Annotated in this window: 14 protein-coding genes and 1 pseudogene; 13 read left to right on the forward strand and 2 right to left on the reverse strand. The window is 72.4% G+C overall.

The window, feature by feature from the left end; all coding sequences use genetic code 11:
- Nucleotides 1-126: 126 nt before the first annotated feature.
- The 8 genes and pseudogenes from AB0447_RS20360 to AB0447_RS20395 all read left to right on the forward strand — a co-directional run bounded on the left by AB0447_RS20360 (nucleotide 127) and on the right by AB0447_RS20395 (nucleotide 10,068).
- Nucleotides 127-1,644 carry a gamma-aminobutyraldehyde dehydrogenase gene (locus AB0447_RS20360; RefSeq protein ID WP_366478077.1) on the forward strand — a complete coding sequence of 506 codons (1,518 nt, stop codon included), beginning with the start codon at nucleotides 127-129 and terminating at the stop codon, nucleotides 1,642-1,644.
- 70 nt (nucleotides 1,645-1,714) lie between these two features.
- Entirely contained in the window at nucleotides 1,715-2,965 is a 1,251-nt protein-coding gene (locus AB0447_RS20365; protein WP_366478078.1) for a spermidine/putrescine ABC transporter substrate-binding protein, read from the forward strand.
- 54 nt (nucleotides 2,966-3,019) lie between these two features.
- Entirely contained in the window at nucleotides 3,020-4,186 is a 1,167-nt protein-coding gene (locus tag AB0447_RS20370) for an ABC transporter ATP-binding protein (RefSeq protein WP_366478079.1), read from the forward strand.
- Nucleotides 4,183-5,112: an ABC transporter permease gene (locus tag AB0447_RS20375; RefSeq protein WP_366478080.1), complete on the forward strand. Its 930-nt coding sequence runs from the start codon at nucleotides 4,183-4,185 to the stop codon at nucleotides 5,110-5,112. The genes AB0447_RS20370 and AB0447_RS20375 overlap by 4 nt, the downstream gene beginning before the upstream one ends.
- Nucleotides 5,112-5,906, forward strand: a complete 795-nt coding sequence (locus tag AB0447_RS20380) for an ABC transporter permease (RefSeq protein ID WP_366478081.1) — start codon at nucleotides 5,112-5,114, stop codon at nucleotides 5,904-5,906. Before AB0447_RS20375 ends, AB0447_RS20380 begins: the two co-directional genes overlap by 1 nt.
- Nucleotides 5,907-5,927: 21 nt before the next feature.
- The gene (locus AB0447_RS20385) at nucleotides 5,928-7,343 is read left to right on the forward strand and encodes an FAD-dependent oxidoreductase (protein WP_366478082.1); all 1,416 of its coding nucleotides are present in this window, start codon (nucleotides 5,928-5,930) and stop codon (nucleotides 7,341-7,343) included.
- A 265-nt stretch (nucleotides 7,344-7,608) separates the two neighbouring features.
- A pseudogene (locus AB0447_RS20390) lies at nucleotides 7,609-8,192 on the forward strand (hypothetical protein).
- 73 nt (nucleotides 8,193-8,265) lie between these two features.
- Nucleotides 8,266-10,068 carry a glycoside hydrolase family 18 protein gene (locus AB0447_RS20395; protein ID WP_366478083.1) on the forward strand — a complete coding sequence of 601 codons (1,803 nt, stop codon included), beginning with the start codon at nucleotides 8,266-8,268 and terminating at the stop codon, nucleotides 10,066-10,068.
- Here AB0447_RS20395 and AB0447_RS20400 read toward each other — a convergent pair.
- Both AB0447_RS20400 and gabT read right to left on the reverse strand, forming a co-directional pair.
- Nucleotides 10,037-10,837 (reverse strand): phosphatase PAP2 family protein, encoded by an 801-nt coding sequence (locus tag AB0447_RS20400; protein WP_366478084.1) that lies wholly within the window; start codon nucleotides 10,835-10,837, stop codon nucleotides 10,037-10,039. The genes AB0447_RS20395 and AB0447_RS20400 overlap by 32 nt on opposite strands.
- Nucleotides 10,838-10,981: 144 nt before the next feature.
- Nucleotides 10,982-12,316 carry a 4-aminobutyrate--2-oxoglutarate transaminase gene (gene gabT / locus AB0447_RS20405; RefSeq protein ID WP_366478085.1) on the reverse strand — a complete coding sequence of 445 codons (1,335 nt, stop codon included), beginning with the start codon at nucleotides 12,314-12,316 and terminating at the stop codon, nucleotides 10,982-10,984.
- A 227-nt stretch (nucleotides 12,317-12,543) separates the two neighbouring features.
- Between gabT and AB0447_RS20410 the strand changes: the two genes are divergently transcribed.
- The 5 genes from AB0447_RS20410 to AB0447_RS20430 all read left to right on the forward strand — a co-directional run bounded on the left by AB0447_RS20410 (nucleotide 12,544) and on the right by AB0447_RS20430 (nucleotide 22,094).
- Nucleotides 12,544-14,775 carry an ATP-binding protein gene (locus tag AB0447_RS20410; protein WP_366478086.1) on the forward strand — a complete coding sequence of 744 codons (2,232 nt, stop codon included), beginning with the start codon at nucleotides 12,544-12,546 and terminating at the stop codon, nucleotides 14,773-14,775.
- 98 nt (nucleotides 14,776-14,873) lie between these two features.
- Entirely contained in the window at nucleotides 14,874-16,454 is a 1,581-nt protein-coding gene (locus AB0447_RS20415) for a PucR family transcriptional regulator (RefSeq protein WP_366478087.1), read from the forward strand.
- 677 nt (nucleotides 16,455-17,131) lie between these two features.
- Complete coding sequence (locus AB0447_RS20420) at nucleotides 17,132-18,577, forward strand: aldehyde dehydrogenase family protein (RefSeq protein ID WP_366478088.1); 1,446 nt, start codon at nucleotides 17,132-17,134, stop codon at nucleotides 18,575-18,577.
- 146 nt (nucleotides 18,578-18,723) lie between these two features.
- Nucleotides 18,724-20,694, forward strand: a complete 1,971-nt coding sequence (locus AB0447_RS20425; protein ID WP_366478089.1) for an acyl-CoA dehydrogenase family protein — start codon at nucleotides 18,724-18,726, stop codon at nucleotides 20,692-20,694.
- 95 nt (nucleotides 20,695-20,789) lie between these two features.
- Complete coding sequence (locus AB0447_RS20430) at nucleotides 20,790-22,094, forward strand: hypothetical protein (RefSeq protein WP_366478090.1); 1,305 nt, start codon at nucleotides 20,790-20,792, stop codon at nucleotides 22,092-22,094.
- Nucleotides 22,095-22,098 lie beyond the last annotated feature (4 nt).

Raw genomic sequence — 22,098 nt, forward strand, 5'->3', positions numbered from 1 at the left:
CCTGTCTCGACACATGGTCGACCGATTCCGTCGCGTAATCAAAAGGCAACAACGGAATCACTTGGCTGGGGCGAAGGCCTCTGTCAGGATCGGCACTCAATTCGGGCTGGAGCTACGGAGAGCGTGATGGGCAACCGCTTCCAGATCAAAGACCGCTTCGCAGAGGGCGCGCAGTACATCGACGGGCGGCTGCGATCGGGTACCTCGGGGCAGTCACACACCGTCGTCGACCCGGCCACCGGCGAGGAGGTCCTCACCTACGAACTCGCGGGCACGGCGGACGTCGACGAGGCGGTGGCCGCCGCCAAGCGGGCCTTCCCGGGCTGGGCGGCCGCCACCCCCGGGGAGCGGTCGGACGCCCTGCACCGGCTGGCCGCGGTACTGGCCGAGCAGGCCGAGGACTTCGCGTACGCCGAATCCCTCCAGTGCGGCAAGCCGATCAAGCTGTCCACGGAGTTCGACGTGCCGGGGACGATCGACAACACGGCCTTCTTCGCGGGGGCCGCACGCCACCTCCAGGGGCAGGCCGCCGCCGAGTACTCCGGCGACCACACCTCCTACGTACGCCGCGAGGCCATCGGTGTCGTCGGCTCCATCGCGCCCTGGAACTATCCCCTCCAGATGGCCGCCTGGAAGATCCTCCCGGCCGTCGCCGCGGGCAACACCATCGTCCTCAAGCCCGCCGAGCTCACCCCGCTGACCTCCCTGATGTTCGCCCAGGCCGCCAAGGAGGCGGGCCTCCCCGACGGCGTGATCAACATCGTCACCGGGGCCGGCCGGGACGCCGGGGAGCACCTCGTCGGGCACCCGGACGTGGTCATGACCTCCTTCACCGGCTCCACCGCGGTCGGCAAGCGGGTCGCCGAGATCGCCACCGCCACCGTCAAGCGCCTCCACCTGGAGCTCGGCGGCAAGGCACCCTTCCTCGTCTTCGACGACGCCGACCCGGAGGCCGCCGCGCACGGCGCGGTCGCCGCCTCCCTCATCAACACCGGCCAGGACTGCACCGCCGCCACCCGTGCCTACGTCCAGCAACCGCTGTACGACGCCTTCGTCGCCCGCGTCGCCGAGCTGATGGAGACCGTCCGCCTGGGCGACCCCTTCGCCCCCACCACCGACCTCGGCCCGCTGGTCTCCCACGCCCAGCGCGACCGGGTCGCCGGGTTCGTCGAGCGGGCCCGCGCGTACGCCACCGTCGTCACCGGCGGCGAGATCCCGGGAGGGGAGCTCGCCGGAGGCGCCTACTACCGGCCCACCCTCATCGCGGGCGCCGCCCAGGACAGTGAGATCGTGCAGTCCGAGATCTTCGGACCGGTGCTGGTCGTGCTGCCCTTCGACACCGACGACGAGGGCATCGCGCTGGCCAACGACACCCCGTACGGACTCGCCGCCTCCGCCTGGAGCCGCGACGTCTACCGGGCGAACCGCGCCACCCGCGAGATCAAGGCGGGCTGCGTGTGGGTCAACGACCACATCCCGATCATCAGCGAGATGCCCCACGGCGGCTACAAGGCCAGCGGCTTCGGAAAGGACATGTCGGCCTACTCCTTCGAGGAGTACACGCAGGTCAAGCACGTGATGTACGACAACACCGGGGTGCCGGCCAAGGACTGGCACCGGACGATCTTCGGGGACCGACCGTAACGATATGCGGCTTCCGCCGCGTGGAACCCACCGCCCGACCAGCGGTACACCTCCCGAAAGGGCACAGCGCATGGAGCAGTTCGAGCCCGACCGCCTCTCGGCGGCGCAGATCGCCGCGATGCGGCGCAGCCTCACCAGCGGGCGCGGCGCCCTCACCCGCCGCTCGCTGCTGCGCGCCTCCGGAGTCGGGGCGCTCACCCTCGGCGGTCTGGCCGGCCTGACCGCCTGCGGCATCCCGCCCGCCAAGCGCGAGGGCGGGACCGCGGTCGCCTCCGACGACCACTCGGCTCAGGAGAAGGAGATCAACTTCTCCAACTGGACCGAGTACATGGACATCAGCGAGGACGAGAAGAGCCGCCCGACCCTCGCCGAGTTCACCAAACGCACCGGCATCAAGGTCAAGTACACCGAGGACATCAACGACAACGTCGAGTTCTTCGGCAAGATCAAGCCGCAGCTCGCGGCCGGCCAGGACACCGGGCGCGACCTGATCGTGGTCACCGACTGGCTCGCCGCCCGCATGATCCGGCTCGGCTGGGCGCAGAAGCTCGACGCCACGCACCTGCCGCACGCCTTCGCGAACCTGTCCCCGCAGTTCCGCAGCCCCGACTGGGACCCGGGCCGGGCCTACAGCTACCCGTGGACCGGCATCTCCACCGTCATCGCCTACAACACCAAGGCGACCGGCGGCCGGAAGGTCGACTCCGTCACCCAGCTCCTCGACGACCCCTCCCTCAAGGGCCGGGTCGGCTTCCTCACCGAGATGCGCGACTCCGTCGGCATGACCCTGCTGGACCAGGGCAAGGACCCGGCGAGCTTCACCACCGCGGACTTCGACGCGGCCATCGGCCGCCTCCAGAAGGGCGTGGACAAGAAGCAGATCCGCCGCTTCACCGGCAACGACTACACCGCCGACCTCGACAAGGGCGACCTGGCCGCCTGCCTGGCCTGGGCCGGCGACGTCATCCAGCTGCAGGCCGGCAACCCGGACATCCAGTACGCCATCCCGGCCCCCGGATACATCACCTCCAGCGACAACCTGCTGGTCCCCGCCAAGGCCCGCCACAAGGCCAACGCCGAGAAGCTCATCGACTACTACTACGAGCTCCCGGTCGCCGCCCAGCTGGCCGCCTACATCAGCTACGTCTGCCCGGTCGAGGGCGTCAAGGACGAGCTCGCCAAGATCGACCCCGAGCTCGCGGACAACACGCTGATCGTCCCGGACAAGGCGATGACCGCCAAGTCCCACGCCTTCCGCTCGCTCAGCTCGGAGGAAGAGACGGCGTACGAGGAGAAGTTCGCCAAGCTCATCGGCGCCTAGCCCGGCCGCCGGCCCCGACCCCCCTTGACCGCACCCACCTCCGGGACCTCATCGATGACTGACAAGACCACCGGCGGCGACGTACGCCTCGCCGGGATCAGCAAGCACTACGGCACCTTCACCGCCGTCCACCCGCTCGACCTCACCATCCCGCAGGGCTCCTTCTTCGCCCTGCTCGGCGCCTCCGGCTGCGGCAAGACCACCACCCTGCGCATGATCGCCGGCCTGGAGGAGCCCTCCACCGGCACGGTCAGCCTCGGCGACCGCGAGGTCACGCACCTGCCCCCGTACAAGCGCCCGGTCAACACCGTCTTCCAGAGCTACGCGCTGTTCCCGCACCTGAACATCTACGAGAACGTCGCCTTCGGCCTGCGCCGCCGCGGCATCAAGTCCGTGAAGAAGCAGGTCGACGACATGCTGGACCTGGTCCAGCTCGGCCAGTTCGCGCAGCGCAAGCCGCACCAGCTGTCCGGCGGCCAGCAGCAGCGCGTCGCGGTGGCCCGCGCCCTCATCAACCACCCCCAGGTGCTCCTCCTCGACGAACCGCTCGGCGCACTCGACCTCAAGCTGCGCCGCCAGATGCAGCTTGAGCTCAAGCGCATCCAGACCGAGGTCGGCATCACCTTCGTGCACGTCACCCACGACCAGGAGGAGGCCATGACCATGGCCGACACGGTCGCGGTGATGAACGGCGGCCGGGTCGAGCAGCTGGGCGCGCCCGCCGAGCTCTACGAGAACCCGCGCACCACCTTCGTCGCCAACTTCCTCGGCACCTCCAACCTCATCGCGGCCTCGGTCGAGGCGACCGGCGACGAGATCACGGTCTCCGCCGCCGGGACGAAGCTCCGGCTGCCCGGCGAGCGGTGTTCCACCACGCCCAAGGCCGGCGGGCAGCTGCTGGTGGGCGTGCGCCCGGAGAAGATCTCCCTGGTCCCGGCGGACGAGGAGCACACCGTCGCCGCGGGCCGCAACAAGGTCGCGGGCCGCATCGTCGACTCCTCCTTCATCGGTGTCTCCACCCAGTTCGTCATCGACAGCCCGGTCTGCTCCGAGCTGGAGGTGTACGTCCAGAACATCGAGCGGGACGCCCGCCTGGTGCCCGGCGCCGAGGTGATCCTGCACTGGAACCCGGCCCACACCTTCGGCTTGGACGCCGCCCAGTCCATGCTTGCAGGGACGATGGGCGACGCGGGCATCGAGACGGTCGAGGAGTCCGCGTGACCGTCACCGAAGCGCCGCCCCAGGCGCCCGCGCCCGCCGAACCCCCGGTGCACAAGCCCTCCGCACGCAAGCGCCTGGTCCCGTACTGGCTGCTGCTGCCCGGCATCCTGTGGCTGCTGGTCTTCTTCGTCCTCCCGATGCTCTACCAGGCCTCGACGTCCGTGCAGACGGGCTCGCTGGAGGAGGGCTTCCAGGTCACCTGGCACTTCCGGACCTACTGGGACGCCTTCACCGAGTACTACCCGCAGTTCCTGCGCTCGCTGCTCTACGCCGGCACCGCGACCGCGCTGTGCCTGCTGCTCGGATACCCGCTGGCCTACCTGATCGCCTTCAAGGCCGGCCGCTGGCGCAACCTGCTGCTGATCCTGGTGATCGCACCGTTCTTCACCAGCTTCCTGATCCGCACCCTGGCCTGGAAGACGATCCTGGCCGACGGCGGTCCGGTGGTCGGGGCGCTGAACTCCCTGCACGTCCTGGACGTCACCAGCTGGATCGGCATGACCGAGGGCGACCGGGTGCTGGCCACCCCGCTCGCCGTGGTCTGCGGTCTGACGTACAACTTCCTGCCCTTCATGATCCTTCCGCTGTACACCTCGCTAGAGCGCATCGACACCCGGCTCCACGAGGCGGCCGGGGACCTGTACGCCAGGCCCTTCACCACCTTCCGGAAGGTGACCTTCCCGCTGTCCATGCCGGGTGTGGTCTCCGGAACCCTGCTCACCTTCATCCCGGCGAGCGGCGACTACGTCAACGCGGAACTGCTCGGCTCCACCGACACCCGCATGATCGGCAACGTCATCCAGTCGCAGTACCTGCGGATCCTCGATTACCCGACGGCGGCCGCGCTGTCCTTCATCCTCATGGCCATCGTGCTGATCATGGTCACCATCTACATCCGCCGAGCGGGGACGGAGGACCTGGTCTGATGCAGTGGCTGCGCCGCAACCTCGTGGTCATCGCGGGTCTGGGCACGCTCGCGTACCTGATCCTGCCGAACATCGTCGTGACGGTGTTCTCCTTCAACAACCCGGCCGGGCGGTTCAACTACGCCTGGCAGGAGTTCTCGCTCGACGCCTGGAAGGACCCCTGCGGGGTCGCCGACCTGTGCGGCTCCCTCGGGCTCTCCCTGCAGATCGCACTGTGGGCGACCATCGGCGCGACCGCCCTGGGCACCGCCATAGCCTTCGCCCTGGTCCGGTACCGCTTCCGGGCCCGCGGGGCGGTCAACTCGCTGATCTTCCTGCCGATGGCGATGCCGGAGATCGTGATGGCGGCCTCGCTGCTCGCGCTCTTCCTCAACATGGGCATCGAGCTGGGCTTCTGGACGATCCTGATCGCCCACGTCATGTTCTGCCTCAGCTTCGTCGTCGCCGCCGTCAAGGCGCGCGTCCTGTCGATGGACCCGCGGCTGGAGGAGGCCGCCCGCGACCTCTACGCGGGACCCGTGCAGACCTTCCTGCGGGTCACCCTGCCGATCGCGGCCCCCGGCATCGCCGCCGGCGCGCTGCTCTCCTTCGCGCTCTCCTTCGACGACTTCATCATCACCAACTTCAACTCGGGCAACACCGTCACCTTCCCCATGTTCGTGTGGGGCTCGGCCCAGCGCGGTACGCCCGTGCAGATCAACGTCATCGGCACGGCGATGTTCGTCATCGCGGTGCTGGTGGTCCTCGCCGGCCAGATGGTCGGCAATCGCCGCAAGAAAGCACAGCCCAAGTAACTCTGTAGGGAGTTGGAAGCCATGGCCCCAGCCGCCATGCGAAGTGTCACACGTTCCCTTTCCGAAGCACTGCCGGTCTCGTACTGGCTGGACGACCCCGGCAAGCCCGCCGCGCAGCCCGCCCTCACCAGCGACGAGCACTGCGACCTGCTGGTCATCGGCGGCGGCTACAGCGGCCTGTGGACCGCGCTGCTCGCCAAGGAGCGCGACCCCGCCCGGGACGTCGTCCTGATCGAGAGCAAGGAGGCGGGCTGGGCCGCCTCCGGCCGCAACGGCGGCTTCTGCGCCGCCTCCCTCACCCACGGCTTCGCCAACGGCCTCGCCCGCTGGCCCGGTGAACTCGCCAAGCTGGAGGAGCTGGGCGCCCGCAACCTCGACGCCATCGAGGCGGCGGTCGCCCGCTACGGCATCGACTGCGACTTCGAGCGCACCGGCGAGATCGACGTGGCCACCGAACCCCACCAGGTCGACGAACTCCGCGAGATGCACGAGGAGACCGAGCGCCTCGGCTTCGGCGGCGCCGAGTTCCTCGACCGGGACGCCGTACGCGCCGAAGTCGACTCGCCCACCTTCCTCGCCGGCCTGTGGGACAAGGACGGCGTGGCCATGCTCAACCCGGCCCGGCTCGCCTGGGGCCTGAAGCAGGCCTGCCTGGGCCTGGGGGTGCGGATCTACGAGAACACCCGCGGGCTGAAGCTGTCCTCCTCCGGCGCCGGAATGGCCGTACGCACCCCGTACGGCCGGGTCTTCGCGCGCCGCGTCGCGCTCGGCACCAACATTTTCCCGTCGCTGGTCAAGCGGGTCCGCCCGTACACCGTCCCGGTGTACGACTACGCGCTGATGACCGAGCCGCTGACGGCCGACCAGCTGAAGGCCATCGGCTGGCAGAACCGGCAGGGCCTGGGCGACAGCGCCAACCAGTTCCACTACTTCCGCATCACCCCGGACCACCGCATCCTGTGGGGCGGCTACGACGCCGTCTACCCCTACCGCGGCAGGCTCGACTCCGAGTACGACCACCGCCCCGAGACCTACCTCAAGCTGGCCCAGCACTTCTTCACCTGTTTCCCGCAGCTGGACGGCCTGCGCTTCAGCCACGCCTGGGGCGGCGCCATCGACACCTGCTCCCGGTTCTCCGCCTTCTTCGGCACGGCGCACACCGGGAAGGTCGCCTACGCGGCCGGCTACACCGGGCTCGGCGTCGGCGCCACCCGCTTCGGCGCGGACGTCATGCTGGACCTGCTGGACGGCGCGCGCACCGAGCGCACCGAGCTGGAGATGGTCCGCTCGAAGCCGATGCCGTTCCCGCCGGAGCCGATCGCCTGGACCGGGATCACGCTCACCAAGTGGTCGCTGGCCCGCGCGGACCGCCGCGGCGGCCGCCGGAACCTGTGGCTGAAGACGATGGACCGGCTCGGCCTCGGCTTCGACAGCTAGGGGGTGCCGGGCGGGCCGGGCCGCCGCCCGGGGATTCCGGGCGGCCGGGCCTGCTCCGCCCCGGGGATTCCGGGCGGCGGCCCGGTCGGGCCTGATCCGCCGGACGCCCCTTGGCCGCCTGCCCCGTTTCCGCCCCGGCGCACGCCCGTCGATCTCCCGGTGACCGATTCACCACCACGGGGTGGCCGAACCCGCGTCATGCCGCCGCCCGGCCCCGCTCTCTCCAGGTGGACACACCTCACCACGGGGAAACGGAGGCCGGGCGATGCAGGGCTCGGAGATCAAAGCGGCAGTGGAGTGGCTGGTTTCGGCGGCGCCGGATCCCGACCACTGCCGGTGGGACTGGGAGCGCAACCCGCTCGGGGTGACGCTGCTGCCCGCAGGCCGGCGGTGGGACGTACTGATCCTCCCCGGGGAGCTGGGCCGGGAGACCTTCGCGGTCCTGGCCCGGCTGCTCGTCCGGCCCGGCCCGGTGCTCGCCGCTGTCGGCGCCACGCGGCGGAGCCGCACGTCCGTGCTGCGGCTGGGCTTCTTCGTGCCCCCGGGAACGGCCTCGCGCTGGCTGGGCACGGGGGTGCGGGGGGCCGGACGCGGCACCTGGATCGCGGTCCCGTACCCCGGCCGGGCCACCCGCCGGGTCCGCTGGCTGGTGGTCCCGGACGGGCGGGGGACGCTGACCGACCCGTCCGGGCCACCCGCCGGGTCCGCTGGCTGGTGGTCCCGGACGGGCGGGGGACGCTGACCGACCCGACGGTGCTCGAACTGGCGATGCACGAGGCGGCGGCGACCGACGCGACGCAGGGGAATGCGGCGCAGGGGAACGCGACGCAGGGGAACGAGAGGCCTTGACAAGGGCATTGGTCTGGACCATGTTGTGCTGCGCCGTCAGACGCCTCCATCCCCCCATGCCCCGGAGGAACTCGTGCGCAGAACCCTGTCCCTCCTCACGGCCGCCGCGCTCGCGGCAGCCGGCCTGCTCGCGGCCGTCCCCACGGCGACCGCGGCCGACGCCGACCTCGTCCGAAACGGCGGATTCGAAGCCGGACTCACCGGCTGGAGCTGCGCGGGCGCCGGCGGAACCACCGTCACCGCCCCCGTCCACAGCGGGAGTTCCGCCCTCGAGGCCACCCCGGCGGGCCAGGACAACGCCCGCTGCGCCCAGACCGTCACCGTGAAACCCGACGCCACGTACACCCTCACCGCCTGGGTGCAGGGCGCCTACGTCTACCTCGGCGCCGTCGGCACCGGCACCACCGACGTGTCCACCTGGACCCAGTCCCCGGGCGCCTGGAAGCAGCTCACCACCGGCTTCCGCACCGGCCCCGCCACCACCTCGGTGACCGTCTACACCCACGGCTGGTACGGCCAGCCCGCCCACCACACCGACGACCTCAGCCTGGTCGGCCCCGACCCGGGCGGCCCCGGCGGGCCCCGGACCCCGCCCGTCCCCACCGGCCTGACGGCCTCCGGCGCGACCTCGAACTCGGTGAACCTCTCCTGGTCCGCCGCCGCCGGCGCGACCGGCTACACGGTCTACCGCGACGGCACCGAAGCCCTCACCACCAGCGGAACCTCGGCGACGGTCGGCGGCCTCGCGCCCTCGACCACGTACTCCTTCCAGGTCGCCGCGGTGAACGCGGCGGGCACATCGGCGCGCAGCGCGTCCGTCCCGGCCACCACCACCGGCGGCGGCCCCGGGCCGGGCACCGGCCTGCCGGCCCACGCCCTGGTCGGCTACCTGCACGCAAGCTTCGCCAACGGCTCCGGCTACCTCAGGATGGCCGACGTACCGGCCTCCTGGGACGTCATCAACCTCGCCTTCGGCGAACCGACCTCGGTGACCTCGGGCGACATCCGCTTCTCCCTCTGCCCGGCCGCCGAATGCCCGGGCGTCGAGTCGCCCGCCGAGTTCAAGGCCGCCATCAAGGCCAAGCAGGCCGCCGGCAAGAAGGTCCTGATCTCCATCGGCGGCCAGAACGGCCAGGTCCAGCTCGGCACCACCACCGCCCGGGACGCCTTCGTCTCCTCCGTCTCTAAGATCATCGACGAGTACGGGCTGGACGGCCTGGACATCGACTTCGAGGGCCACTCCCTCTCCCTCGCCACCGGCGACACCGACTTCCGCAACCCCACCACGCCCGTGATCGTCAACCTGATCTCGGCGCTGAAGACCCTCAAGGCCAGGTACGGCCAGGACTTCGTCCTGACGATGGCCCCGGAGACCTTCTTCGTCCAGCTCGGCTACCAGTTCTACGGCTCGGGCCCGTGGGGCGGCCAGGACCCGCGGGCCGGCGCCTACCTGCCGGTCATCCACGCCCTGCGCGACGACCTCACCCTGCTCCACGTCCAGGACTACAACTCCGGCCCGATCATGGGCCTCGACAACCGGTACCACTCCATGGGCGGCGCAGACTTCCACATCGCCATGACCGACATGCTGCTCACCGGCTTCCCGGTCGCCGGGAACACCGCCCGCGTCTTCCCGGCACTCCGCCCCGAACAGGTGGCCATCGGGCTCCCGGCCACGACCAACGCGGGCAACGGCCACACCTCGCCCGCCGAGGTCGCCAAGGCGCTGAACTGCCTCACCAGGAAGACCGACTGCGGCAGCTACGCCACCCACGGCACCTGGCCCGCCCTGCGCGGCCTGATGACCTGGTCGATCAACTGGGACCGGTACGGCGGCTGGGAGTTCAGCCGGAGCTTCGACGCCTACTTCCCCTGACGGCTACCGGCTGCTTCCCCTGACGGCTGGTTCCCCTGACGGCCAGCAGCAGGGGCACGCAGAGCAGGACGCTGGCCAGGACGTCCAACGGCCAGTGGAAGCCGCGCAGGACCAGGCCGGCGGCGGTGGCGGTGGTCAGGAGGGCCGCCGCGGCCGCCGGCCAGGCGCGGCGGGCGTACGGCGCGAGCAGCAGGGCCGCGCAGCCGTAGGCGACCAGCGCGGTGGCCGTGTGGCCCGACGGGAAGTAGCCGGCCGCCCACGGCTCCAGCGGGCCCGGGCGGGCCGTCCACTCCTTCAGCGGGACGATCAGGGCCGGGACCAGGGCCATGGCCACGCCGGCGGCCAGGGCACCCCGGCGGTTGCCGCGCCGGGCGGCGTACGCCATCGCGAGGACCAGCACCGGGACGGCGACCGGGATGTTGCCGAGATCGGCGAGGCGCTCGGTGACGGCGTCCGGGACGGCGCGGACCAGAGCCCGGCTGAGGGCCTCGTCCGGGGCCAGCAGCGGTCCCGAGACCAGAACCTGCCAGGTGATCAGCGCGAAGAGGCCGGCGCACAGGAGGGAGAAGATGGCCGGCCGTCCCGGAACAGGGGGGATGGTTCCGGGACGGCCGCCCGGATCGGTTCGGCGCGCGCCCCGGGGGGTTTGGGGCGGGCGGTCGTCCGATCGGTGAGGAGTGATGTGCGCGAACGCAGGCCCAGTACGGCGCTGGGGAAGCCCGGTACCGGGATCGCCCGTGGTTTCCCGCGGGCGGGGTGTCTCACTCATCTGCAGAAACCGTACGGCAGCGGAAGGGGGACCGACAGCAGGAAAGCGCTCCCGCCATCGGCCCCCCACACCTTCTTCACAGTGCCCGACCGTTACCGGAGGTATGGATCGAGCAGGCTGCGTTCGGACGTTCTAGACGTTCGCTCAGATGCGCGCGAACGCGGCCTCGAGGATGTCCAGGCCCTCGTTCAGCAGGTCCTCGCCGATGACGATCGGCGGGAGGAAGCGGAGCACGTTGCCGTAGGTGCCACAGGTGAGGACGAGCAGGCCCTCGGCGTGGCAGGCCTTGGCGAGCGCACCGGCCGCCTCCGGGAACGGGGTCTTCGACGCCGGGTCCTTGACCAGCTCGATCGCGATCATCGCGCCGCGGCCGCGGATGTCGCCGATGATCTCGTACTTCTCCTGCATGGCCGTCAGGCGGGCCTTCATGACGGACTCGATCTTCTTCGCCGCGGCGTTGAGGTCGAGCTCCTTCATGGTCTCGATGGAGCCGAGCGCACCGGCGCAGGCCACCGGGTTGCCGCCGTAGGTGCCGCCCAGGCCGCCCGCGTGCGCGGCGTCCATGATCTCGGCGCGGCCGGTCACGGCGGCGAGCGGCAGACCGCCCGCGATGCCCTTGGCGGTGGTGATCAGGTCCGGGACGATGCCCTCGTCCTCGCACGCGAACCACTGGCCGGTGCGGCAGAAGCCGGACTGGATCTCGTCGGCGACGAAGACGATGCCGTTGTCGTTGGCGAACTTCACGATCGCCGGGAGGAAGCCCTTGGCCGGCTCGATGAAGCCGCCCTCGCCGAGGACCGGCTCGATGATGATCGCGGCGACGTTGTCGGCGCCGATCTGCTTGGTGATCTGGTCGATCGCCTGGGCGGCGGCCTCGGGGCCGCAGTTCTCGGCACCGGTGGGCCAGCGGTAGCCGTAGGCGACCGGGACGCGGTAGACCTCGGGGGCGAACGGGCCGAAGCCGTTCTTGTACGGCATGTTCTTCGAGGTCAGCGCCATCGTCAGGTTGGTACGGCCGTGGTAGCCGTGGTCGAAGACGACGACGGCCTGGCGCTTGGTGTACGAACGGGCGATCTTGACGGCGTTCTCGACGGCCTCGGCGCCCGAGTTGAACAGCGCCGACTTCTTGGCGTGGTCACCGGGGGTGAGCTCGGCGAGGGCCTCGCAGACCTCGACGTAGCCCTCGTACGGCGTGACCATGAAACAGGTGTGGGTGAAGTCGGCGAGCTGCGCGGAGGCGCGGCGCACGACGGCCTCGGCGGAGGCGCCGACCGAGGTCACGGCGATGCCGGAACCGAAGTCGATCAGACGGTTGCCGTCGACGTCCTCGATGATGCCGCCACCCGCACGGGCGGTGAAGACCGGCAGCACGGAACCCACGCCGCCGGCCACCGTCTCCAGGCGGCGGGCCTGCAGCTCCTGCGACTTCGGGCCGGGGATCGCGGTGACGAGCTTGCGCTCCTGCGGGACAGCGGTCATAGGGGACTCCTGGGGGGTGTTTTCGGACGCACTTGTGTCTTTGTCCGCAGGCTAGGCCCGGGGGAGGGGCTGCGGCATGCTCCGTTCGGTAGTGGTGTCCGCGTGTCCTTGTCCGTGACGGCCATACGGAGTTGGACCGGGCCCGGCGGCGGTAGCGCCTCGGGAGCAGGGCACTACATTGAGCGATGCGCGCGGCGCCAGGGTGAACGGGCAGGGGGCAGGGGTTCATGGAGAACGAGGGCACGCAGAGCAGCGGCACCGGCGGCGGGGGCGCCCACGGCGCCGCCCCGCGGGCACAGCACGTCCCACGGCCGGCGGGCCCGCCGCTCACGCCGCCGCCGATGCCCGCCGCACCGCCGCCGAGCCGGGCCGCCTCTTCGGGCCCGTACCCGCACCAGTCCCGGCCCGTGTCTCCTCCGGCTACGGCGGGAGCCGCGCACCCGCCCGCGCCGGCCCACGCACCGGCCGCCGCAGGACCCGGCCTGGCCGACTGGCTGCGGGCCCCGCGCCGCTCCGACGGCCCCGGCGTGTGGGCGTACGGCCACACGCCGCGCCCGGCCGAGGAGCCCGAGCTCACGCCCACCCGCCAGCTGGTCAGCGGGGCGCTGATCTCCCTGCTCGCCGCCGTGCTGCTCTGGTCCCTGCTGTGGAACGGCTACCTGGGCGGCTTCTGGCTCTGGCCCCTGTACGCCTTCACCCCCGACGCCTGGAACCACGACACCTTCTCCGTGGTCGCCTCCTACGTCTGGTACGCCATCGTCCTCGCCGTCCTCGCCGTCACCTTCGGCAGGCTGGGCCGCTGGCCGGAGCTCGGCCGCCGGATCCTCGCCGGACCGGCCACCCGGCCGGTCCGCGCCGAGGAGCCGGACGGCCCCGTTCCCGGCAGCCCCGAGGACCCGGCCGGCTGGCCGCAGCTGCGGCATGCCGGACTGGCCGACTCCGCCGAACGGCTCCGGGCCGAACTCGGCGCCGGGCGCATGAACGACGTGGACGCCGCGCGGATCCGGCGGGCCTGGGAGTCCGTCCTCGTCGACCCCGCCCGGCGCGGCGCCTTCGCCGACTCCGTCCGGGACAAGGGCGCCGGCGCCTGCGTGCACCCCTCCGGCGCCCGGGACCTGCCCGTCCGCGCCGCCCGGCACGACCTCCTCAGTCGGCAGGTCCGGCTCGGCACGGTGGACGACGGGCAGCGCAACCCCTACCCGCGGCGCGGCACCGGGCTCGCCCTCGACCCCGCCGTCCTCGGCACCTCCCTGCTCGCCGTCGGCCCCTCCGGCGGCGGCAAGACCAGCCGCCTGGTCCGACCCGTCGTGGAGTCCCTCGCCCTCCAGGCACTCGCCGGACAGGCCGCCGTCATCGCCGTCGGCGCGGCCGGCACCCCGCTCGGCCCGGACGAGGCGTACGACGTCGTCATCCGCATCGGAGACCCCGCCACCGTCTACGACCTCGACCTCTACGGCGGCACCACCGACCCCGACGAGGCCGCGGGCCTGCTCGCCGAGGCCTTCGCCGGGGACGTCCCCGGCACCGACGTACGCCGGGCCGCCACCGCCCTCGCCCAGCTGCTCGGCCCGTTCCGCACCGCCCACGGCCGCTTCCCCCGCGTCCCCGAACTCCGCGAGCTCCTCGACCGGGTGCCGGCCGCCCTCGGCGCCCTGCGCCAGGAGCTGGAGGCGGCCGACGAGCACGCCATGCTCCGCGAGCTGGACGCCCGCGAACGCCAGTACGGCTCCCACGGCGACCCCGGCCCCGTCCTCGCCGACCGCATCGCGCTCCTCGACCGGCCCGCCTTCGCCGGCTTCTTCGACACCACCGGGCAGCAGGGCCGCCCTTTCTCCCTCCGCTCCCTCGAACACCCCCTCCGGGTCCGCATCGACCTGCCCGAACGCGGCCACGCCGAGGCCTCCCGGATGCTGGCCCGGCTGCTCCTGGCCCAGTTCACCGCCGGAGCCGTCACCCGCACCGACCGCTCCCTGTTCGCCTTCCTCGCCCTCGACGACGCCTCCCACACCCTCACCCAGGAGACCGTCCGCGGCATCCAGCGGCTCCGCTCCGCCAACGCCGGGGTACTGCTGACCCTGCGCACCCTGGACGACGTACCGGAAGGGCTGCGCACCCCGCTGCTCGGCGCGGTCGGCTGCCGGATGGCCTTCTCCGGGGTCACCACCTGGGACGGGCAGCGGTTCGCCGAAGCCTGGGGCACCGAGTGGGTGGAGGCGCGGGACGTCACCAGCCGCACCGTCTTCGCCGACCAGCCCCTCACCCGCGCCATCCACGCCTTCCGCAAGCTGGTCACCGGCAAGGCCGTGACCACGGACGCGGTGACCGTGCGGCAGGTGGAAAGGGAGCGCTGGTCCGCCTCCGACCTCGCGCACGCCGTACCGCCCGGCCACGCCGTGCTCTCCCTGACCTCGGTCCGCGGGGAACGGGCGGCCCCGCTCCTCGTCCGGCTGGACGGCTGAGCCGGGGCGACCACGCACCCGTACGAGGTGGCAGAATCGAGCTGAGCCGTTCATACACCACGGCGGAAATCCTTTACGTCCTCACGTGAAAGCCGCTGATGCCGCTCACCCTCGCTTCGCTCGTCCAGCACTCGGCGCTCAAACTCAGCGTCCGCGCGGGGGAGGGCCGTCTCGACACCCCCGTCCGCTGGGCGCACGTCAGCGAGCTCGCCGACCCCGTGCCCTACATGGAGGGCGGCGAGCTCCTGCTGATCACCGCGATGAAACTGGACGCGGAGGATCCGGAGGAAATGCGCCGGTACGTCCGCCGGCTCGCCGCCGCCGGGGTCGTCGGCATCGGCTTCGCCGTCGGAGTCAACTACGAGGCGATCCCCGACGCCCTCGTCGAGGCCGCCCGCGCCGAGGACCTGCCGCTGCTGGAAGTGCCCCGGCGCACCCCCTTCCTCGCGATCAGCAAGGCCGTCTCCGCGGCCCTCGCGGCCGACCAGTACCGGGCCGTCACCGCCGGGTTCGAGGCCCAGCGCGAACTCACCCGGGCCGCGCTCTCCGCCGACGGGCCCGCCGAACTCCTCACCCGGCTCGCCGCGCACGTCCACGGCTGGGCCGCGCTCTACGACTCCTCCGGCGCGGTCGTCGCCGCCGCCCCCGACTGGGCCGCCCGCCGGGCCGCCCGGCTCACCGCCGACGTCGAACGGCTGCGGGAGCGGCCGGCGCCCGCCAGCGCCGTGGTCGGCGGCTCCGAGGACCGGGTCGAACTCCAGTCCCTCGGCACCGGCCGGCGGGCCCGCGGCGCGCTGGCCGTCGGCACCGGAGCCCCGCTGGGCACCGCCGAGCGGTACGCCGTGCACTCCGCCGTCGCCCTGCTCACCCTGACCACCGAACGCTCCCGCTCCCTGCACGACGCGGAGACCCGGCTGGGCTCGGCGATCCTGCGGATGCTGCTCGCCGGGCAGCCGGAACACGCGCAGTCGGTGGCCGGCGACCTGTACGGGGCCCTCCTGGAAGCCCCCTTCCGGATGGTCATCGCCGAACCCGCCCTGCCCGGCACCGCCCAGCCCGAGGGACTGGCGCTGCTCACCGACGCGGTGGAGGCGGCCGCGGCCCGCACCGGGGAGGCGCTGCTGCTGGTGCCGGAGCCCGGCCGGCTGATGATCCTCGCGGCGGACGGGGGCGCGGCGGTCCAGGCGGTCGCCGACCACGCGGAGGCCCTCGAATCGCGGCGCGCCCGGGAGGCCGCCGGGCCGGAACCCGACGAACTCGTCGTCGGCCTGTCCGCACCGGCGGCGCCGGCGGGGGCCGCCGCCGCCTTCAAACAGGCCGACCAGGCCCTCGCCGTGGCCCGCCGCCGGGGCCGCCCACTGGTCGAACACGAGGACCTGGCGGCCGGCTCGGTCCTCCCGCTCCTGGCGGACGAGGCGGTACGGGCCTTCGCGGACGGGACCCTCCGCGCGCTGCGAGAGCACGACGCGACCGGGCGGGGCGACCTGGTGGCCTCGCTGCAGGCGTGGCTGTCGCGGCACGGCCAGTGGGACGCGGCCGCGGCCGAACTCGGCGTCCACCGGCACACGCTGCGCTACCGGATGCGGCGGGTCGAGGAGATCCTGGGGCGGTCCTTGGACGACCCGGACGTCCGCATGGAACTCTGGCTGGCCCTCAAGGCCACCGCTTCGTCCGCCTGACCCGGCACCCCGGGCCCGGCATCCCCCTGCCCTCCCGACCGGCTCCCCGCCGAACCCCTGCCGGGTCGCCTCCACTCCGCTGAGCCCTTGCGGCTGGGTTGCCGCAGGCAACTCCAGCCCCGCCGGCGTTTGAGGCGCGGGGGTCCGGGGGCTGGCCCCCGGCAACGGCGCCGCACCGGACCAGGCGCCCCCAGCCCCGCCGGGCTCCCGCGGCTGGGTTGCCTCGCAGCGGCATTTTCAGCCCCGTCGGCGATTGAGGCGCGGGGTCCGGGGCCGGCCCCGGCAACGGAGCCGCACCCGACAGACGGCCGCTGCGCGGAGCCTTTCCCCTACCCGCCCCTTCCCGAACTGGGGCTCCGCCCCAGACCCCGCGCCTCAAACGCCGGCGAGGCTGGATACCGCGGCGGGGCTGGGAATGCCAAGGCCCGGCTGGGCTGGCCCGGCGGGGCTGGGAATGCCGAGCGCCGGCGGGGCTGGAGATGGCAGAGCCCGGCGCGGCTGGGGCGGGCGCTGCCCGGTGGGGGCCGCATGGTGGGGGTGGACAGTGACAAAGCGGCGAAGCCGGCGGGTGGGGTGCTCCATCGCGGACAAGCGCCAGAATCGACCCCGCCCCCTACCTTGAAGAGGACAGGCAGAGCAGTACACCGCACCGCACAACCCGAAGGGCCGGGATTCGCATGACTTCCACCCACGCCTTCTGGCTCGCCGGCCGCCAGGCCACCGGCGAGGACAGCTTCGACGTCACGTCCCCCTGGGACGGCCGCCTCGTCGGCACCGTCAGCGTCCCCACCGACGCGCAGGTCGAAGAGGCCGTGGCCGCGGCCTACGCCGTGACGGCCGAGTTCTCCGCGACCCCCGCCCACGTCCGGGCCGCCGCCCTGGACCACGTGTCCAAGCGGCTCACCGAGCGCACCGAGGAGATCGCCCAGCTGATCTCCGCCGAGAACGGCAAGCCCATCAAGTGGGCCCGCGGTGAGGTCGGCCGTGCCGTGTCCGTGTTCCGCTTCGCCGCCGAAGAGGCCCGCCGGTTCAACGGCGGAGACGCCCAGCGCCTCGACACCGACGCCGGCGGCGTCGGCCGTCTCGCCCTGACCCGCCGCTTCGTCAAGGGCCCGGTCCTCGGCATCGCGCCGTTCAACTTCCCGCTGAACCTGTGTGCCCACAAGGTCGCTCCGGCCATCGCCGTCGGCGCCCCCATCATCCTCAAGCCCGCCCCGGCCACCCCGCTGTCCGGTCTGATCCTCGGCGAGCTGCTCGCCGAGACCGACCTGCCGGCCGGTTCCTGGTCCGTGCTCCCCGTCGCCAACGACAAGATGCCGGCCCTGGTCAAGGACGAGCGCCTGCCCGTCATCTCCTTCACCGGTTCCGACAAGGTCGGCTACGCGATCCAGCAGTCGGTGCCCCACAAGCACTGCACCCTGGAGCTCGGCGGCAACGCCGCCGCCGTGGTCCTCGACGACTGGTCCTCCGAGGCCGACCTCGACTGGGCCGCCACCCGGATCGCGACCTTCGCGAACTACCAGGCCGGCCAGTCCTGCATCTCGGTGCAGCGCGTGATCGCCGACGCCTCCGTCTACGACCGCCTGGTCGAGAAGGTCGTCGCCAAGGTCCAGGCCCAGGTCACCGGCGACCCGAACGACTCCGCCACCGACGTCGGCCCCCTCGTCTCCGAGGACGCCGCCAAGCGGGTCGAGTCCTGGGTGGACGAGGCCGTGTCCGCCGGCGCCAAGCTGCTCACCGGCGGCAAGCGCGAGGGCGCCTCGTACGAGCCGACCGTGCTCGCCGAGGTCCCCGGCGACGTCACCCTCGCCTGCGAGGAGGTCTTCGGACCGGTCCTGACCCTGCACCGGGTCGAGGGCACCGACGAGGCCTTCGCGAAGGTCAACGACTCGAAGTTCGGCCTGCAGACCGGCGTGTTCACGCACAACGTGCAGACCGCGTTCCGCGCCCACCGCGAGCTCGAGGTCGGCGGCGTGATCATCGGTGACGCGCCGTCCTACCGCGCCGACCAGATGCCGTACGGCGGCGTCAAGCAGTCCGGTGTGGGCCGCGAGGGCGTCCGCTACGCGATGGACGACTACACGTACGAGCGAGTCCTGGTCCTGACCGGCCTCGACATCTGATCTCGTACGGCCAAAAAGCCGACGGCCGGAGCCTACTGTGCGGGGGCTCCGGCCGTCTCCCTTTTCCCGAGGGGTCGGAGCGGGTACGACTGACAGGTAGCACCCATCGGTAGCACCCCCGACCCGGCGGCGAGGTGAGCCCCCTCATGTCCGCAACACAGCCCGCACAGCCTGCCCAGCCCGCACAGCCGACCCAGCCCAAGGTGACCGAGCGCGAGGCGCGGCAGGTCGCGGAAGCGGCCCGCGAGGCGGACTGGCGCAAGCCCAGCTTCGCCAAGGAGCTCTTCCTCGGCAGGTTCCGGCTCGACCTCATCCATCCCCATCCGCTGCCCGCCGACGAGGACGTCCGGCGCGGCGAGGCCTTCCTGGCCCGGCTGCGGGAGTTCTGCGAGAGCGAGATCGACGGCCGGCGCATCGAGCGCGAGGCGAGGATCCCCGACGAGACCGTCCGGGCCCTCAAGGAGCTCGGCGCGCTCGGCATGAAGATCGACCCCAAGTACGGGGGACTCGGACTCACCCAGGTCTACTACAACAAGGCGCTCGCCCTCGTCGGCTCGGTCAGCCCGGCCATCGGCGCCCTGCTCTCCGCCCACCAGTCCATCGGCGTCCCGCAGCCCCTGAAGATCTTCGGCACCCAGGAGCAGAAGGACACCTACCTGCCGCGCTGCGCCCGTACGGACATCAGCGCCTTCCTGCTCACCGAGCCGGACGTGGGCTCCGACCCGGCCCGGCTGGCGACCACCGCCGTACCGGACGGCGAGGACGCGTACGTCCTCGACGGCGTGAAGCTGTGGACGACCAACGGGGTGGTCGCCGACCTGCTCGTGGTCATGGCCCGGGTGCCGAAGAGCGAAGGGCACAAGGGCGGCATCACCGCCTTCGTCGTGGAGGCGGACTCGCCGGGCGTCACCGTCGAGCACCGCAATGCCTTCATGGGCCTGCGCGGCCTCGAGAACGGCGTCACCCGCTTCCACCGGGTCCGGGTGCCCGCCGCCAACCGGATCGGCCCGGAGGGCGCCGGCCTCAAGATCGCCCTGACCACCCTCAACACCGGCCGGCTCTCCCTCCCCGCCATGTGCGTCGGCGCCGGCAAATGGTGCCTGAAGATCGCCCGTGAATGGTCCGGGGTGCGCGAGCAGTGGGGCCGGCCGGTGGCCCGGCACGAGGCCGTGGGCGCCAAGATCTCCTTCATCGCCGCCACCACCTTCGCCCTGGAGGCGGTCGTCGACCTGTCCTCCCAGATGGCCGACGAGGACCGCAACGACATCCGCATCGAGGCCGCCCTCGCCAAGCTGTACGGCTCCGAGATGGCCTGCCTGATGGCCGACGAACTGGTCCAGATCCGCGGCGGCCGCGGCTTCGAGACCGCCGAATCGCTGGCCGCGCGCGGCGAGCGGGCCGTACCCGCCGAACAGCTGCTCCGCGACCTCCGCATCAACCGGATCTTCGAGGGCTCCACCGAGATCATGCACCTGCTGATCGCCCGGGAGGCCGTCGACGCCCACCTGTCGGTGGCCGGCGACCTCATCGACCCGGAGAAGGCCCTCGGCGACAAGGCGAAGGCAGGGGCCCGGGCAGCCGGGTTCTACGCCCGCTGGCTGCCCAAACTCGCCGCCGGCCCCGGCCACGTACCCGGCACCTACCGGGAGTTCCACCCGCGCGGCCACACCGACCTCGCCGTCCACCTCCGCTACGTCGAGCGCACCGCCCGCAAACTCGCCCGGTCCACCTTCTACGCGATGTCCCGGTGGCAGGGCCGGATGGAGACCAAACAGGGCTTCCTCGGCCGGGTGGTCGACATCGGCGCCGAACTGTTCGCGATGAGCGCCGCCTGCGTCCGGGCCGAGCACATGCGGGCCTCCGGCGACCACGGCCGCGAGGCCTACCAGCTCGCCGACGCCTTCTGCCGGCAGTCCCGGCTGCGCGTCGAGGAGCTGTTCGGCCGGCTCTGGTCCAACACCGACGACCTCGACCACAAGGTCGTCGCGGGCGTCCTGTCCGGCACCTACACCTGGCTGGAGGAGGGCGTGCTCGACCCCTCCGGGGACGGCCCCTGGATCGCGGACGCCGCCCCCGGCCCGTCCACACAGAAAAACGTGCACCGCCCCATCCGCTGACCTGCGATCATCTCCGGACGTCGGACAGACGTACGAGGATGAGTGCGAGTACCCGTACGCGTACGGGCACGAGCACGCGCAAGGCGGAGAGAGCGATGCCGACGGCCGAGGAAGACCGCGCCAGCCGACGGCTGGCCTGGTGCGTGGCGCACCTGCTGCGCCACGCACCGGACCACGTCGTCGCCGACCTGATCGGCCGGCTCGACGCACCGACCCGCAAATACCTGTGCCGAGACAGGTGGCTGTCACCCTCGACCGTCACCCTGATCCTGCGCCACGGCAGCGAGCAGGACCGGCAGTACGTCGCCCGCAACCCGCACGTCCTCGGCCGGCCCCTGCCCGGGCTCCCCGGCCCCGCCCGGTACGCGGCCCGCCCCGGAGCGTCACCCGAACTGCTGCGGCAGGTCGGCCCCGGGCCCTTCACCACCGGCGAGCTGATCACCCTGCTGCGCCGGCACGGCCGCCGGCCCCGGATCCCCCTGACCCTGCTGCGGATGCCGCACGCCCCCCTCGACCCCGAGACGCTGCTGCACGAGCACACCCGGGACCCGCTGCCGCCCACCGCGGTCGAGGCCCTGCTGCTGGTAGGCGGACTGCCCCGCGAGGTCTGCCAGGCACTGCTCGACACCGGCACCCAGGACACCTCCGGCTACCGGTGGTACCGGCCCGCCGTACGGGCCGTCCGGATGGGGCTCCTCACCTGCGACGAGCTCGTCGCCCACATCGCCCCCGCGCACCGCACCCTGCTGCTCGCGCACCTTCCCGAGACCAGGGGCCTGCGCTGGTCCCTGCCCGAATGGACGGGGATGCGGACGGCCGTCGCCCGGGCGCTGCGCCCCCTGCGGGAGGACCCCCGGCTCTGGCAGGAGCTGCACCGGCACGCCCCCGCCTTCCGCGGCACCCTGCCGGTGCTCGTGGCCCGCATCGTCCGCGGCACCCTGGCCGAGCCCGCCGACGGACAGACCGTCCTCGGGCTGTCCACGGCGCTGGGCACCCTCGCCCCGAAGGCCGCCGAGCCGTTCGGGGGCGTGGAGCGCGAACTGGCCCTGGCCAGCCTCGCGGTCCCCATGGAGTCCGTCCAGGAGGACATCCGGTGGGTGCGGGACTGCCTGGCCCGCGGGCTCCTCACCGGTGAGGACGTGATCCGGCACAAGGCGCCCGCCTGCTGGGCCCTGGACGAGGACCACTGGCTGGGGGACGTGGACCACCCCGACCGCCACGACTGGCCCGCCCCGGTGCTCGCCGCGCGGGCCGAGGCCGACCGGCTGTGCGCCCTGGCCCTCGGCGCCGATCCGGACGCCTGGTGGCGCGTGGCCGTCACGCTCCCGGACTTCGCCGGAACGCTCCCGCACCTCCTGCTGCGGGTCACGGAAGGGGGCTCCGTGTCAGGCCGCTCCTGACTTC

The organism is Streptomyces sp. NPDC051211 (genome assembly GCF_040689505.1).
GTDB lineage: Bacteria > Actinomycetota > Actinomycetes > Streptomycetales > Streptomycetaceae > Streptomyces.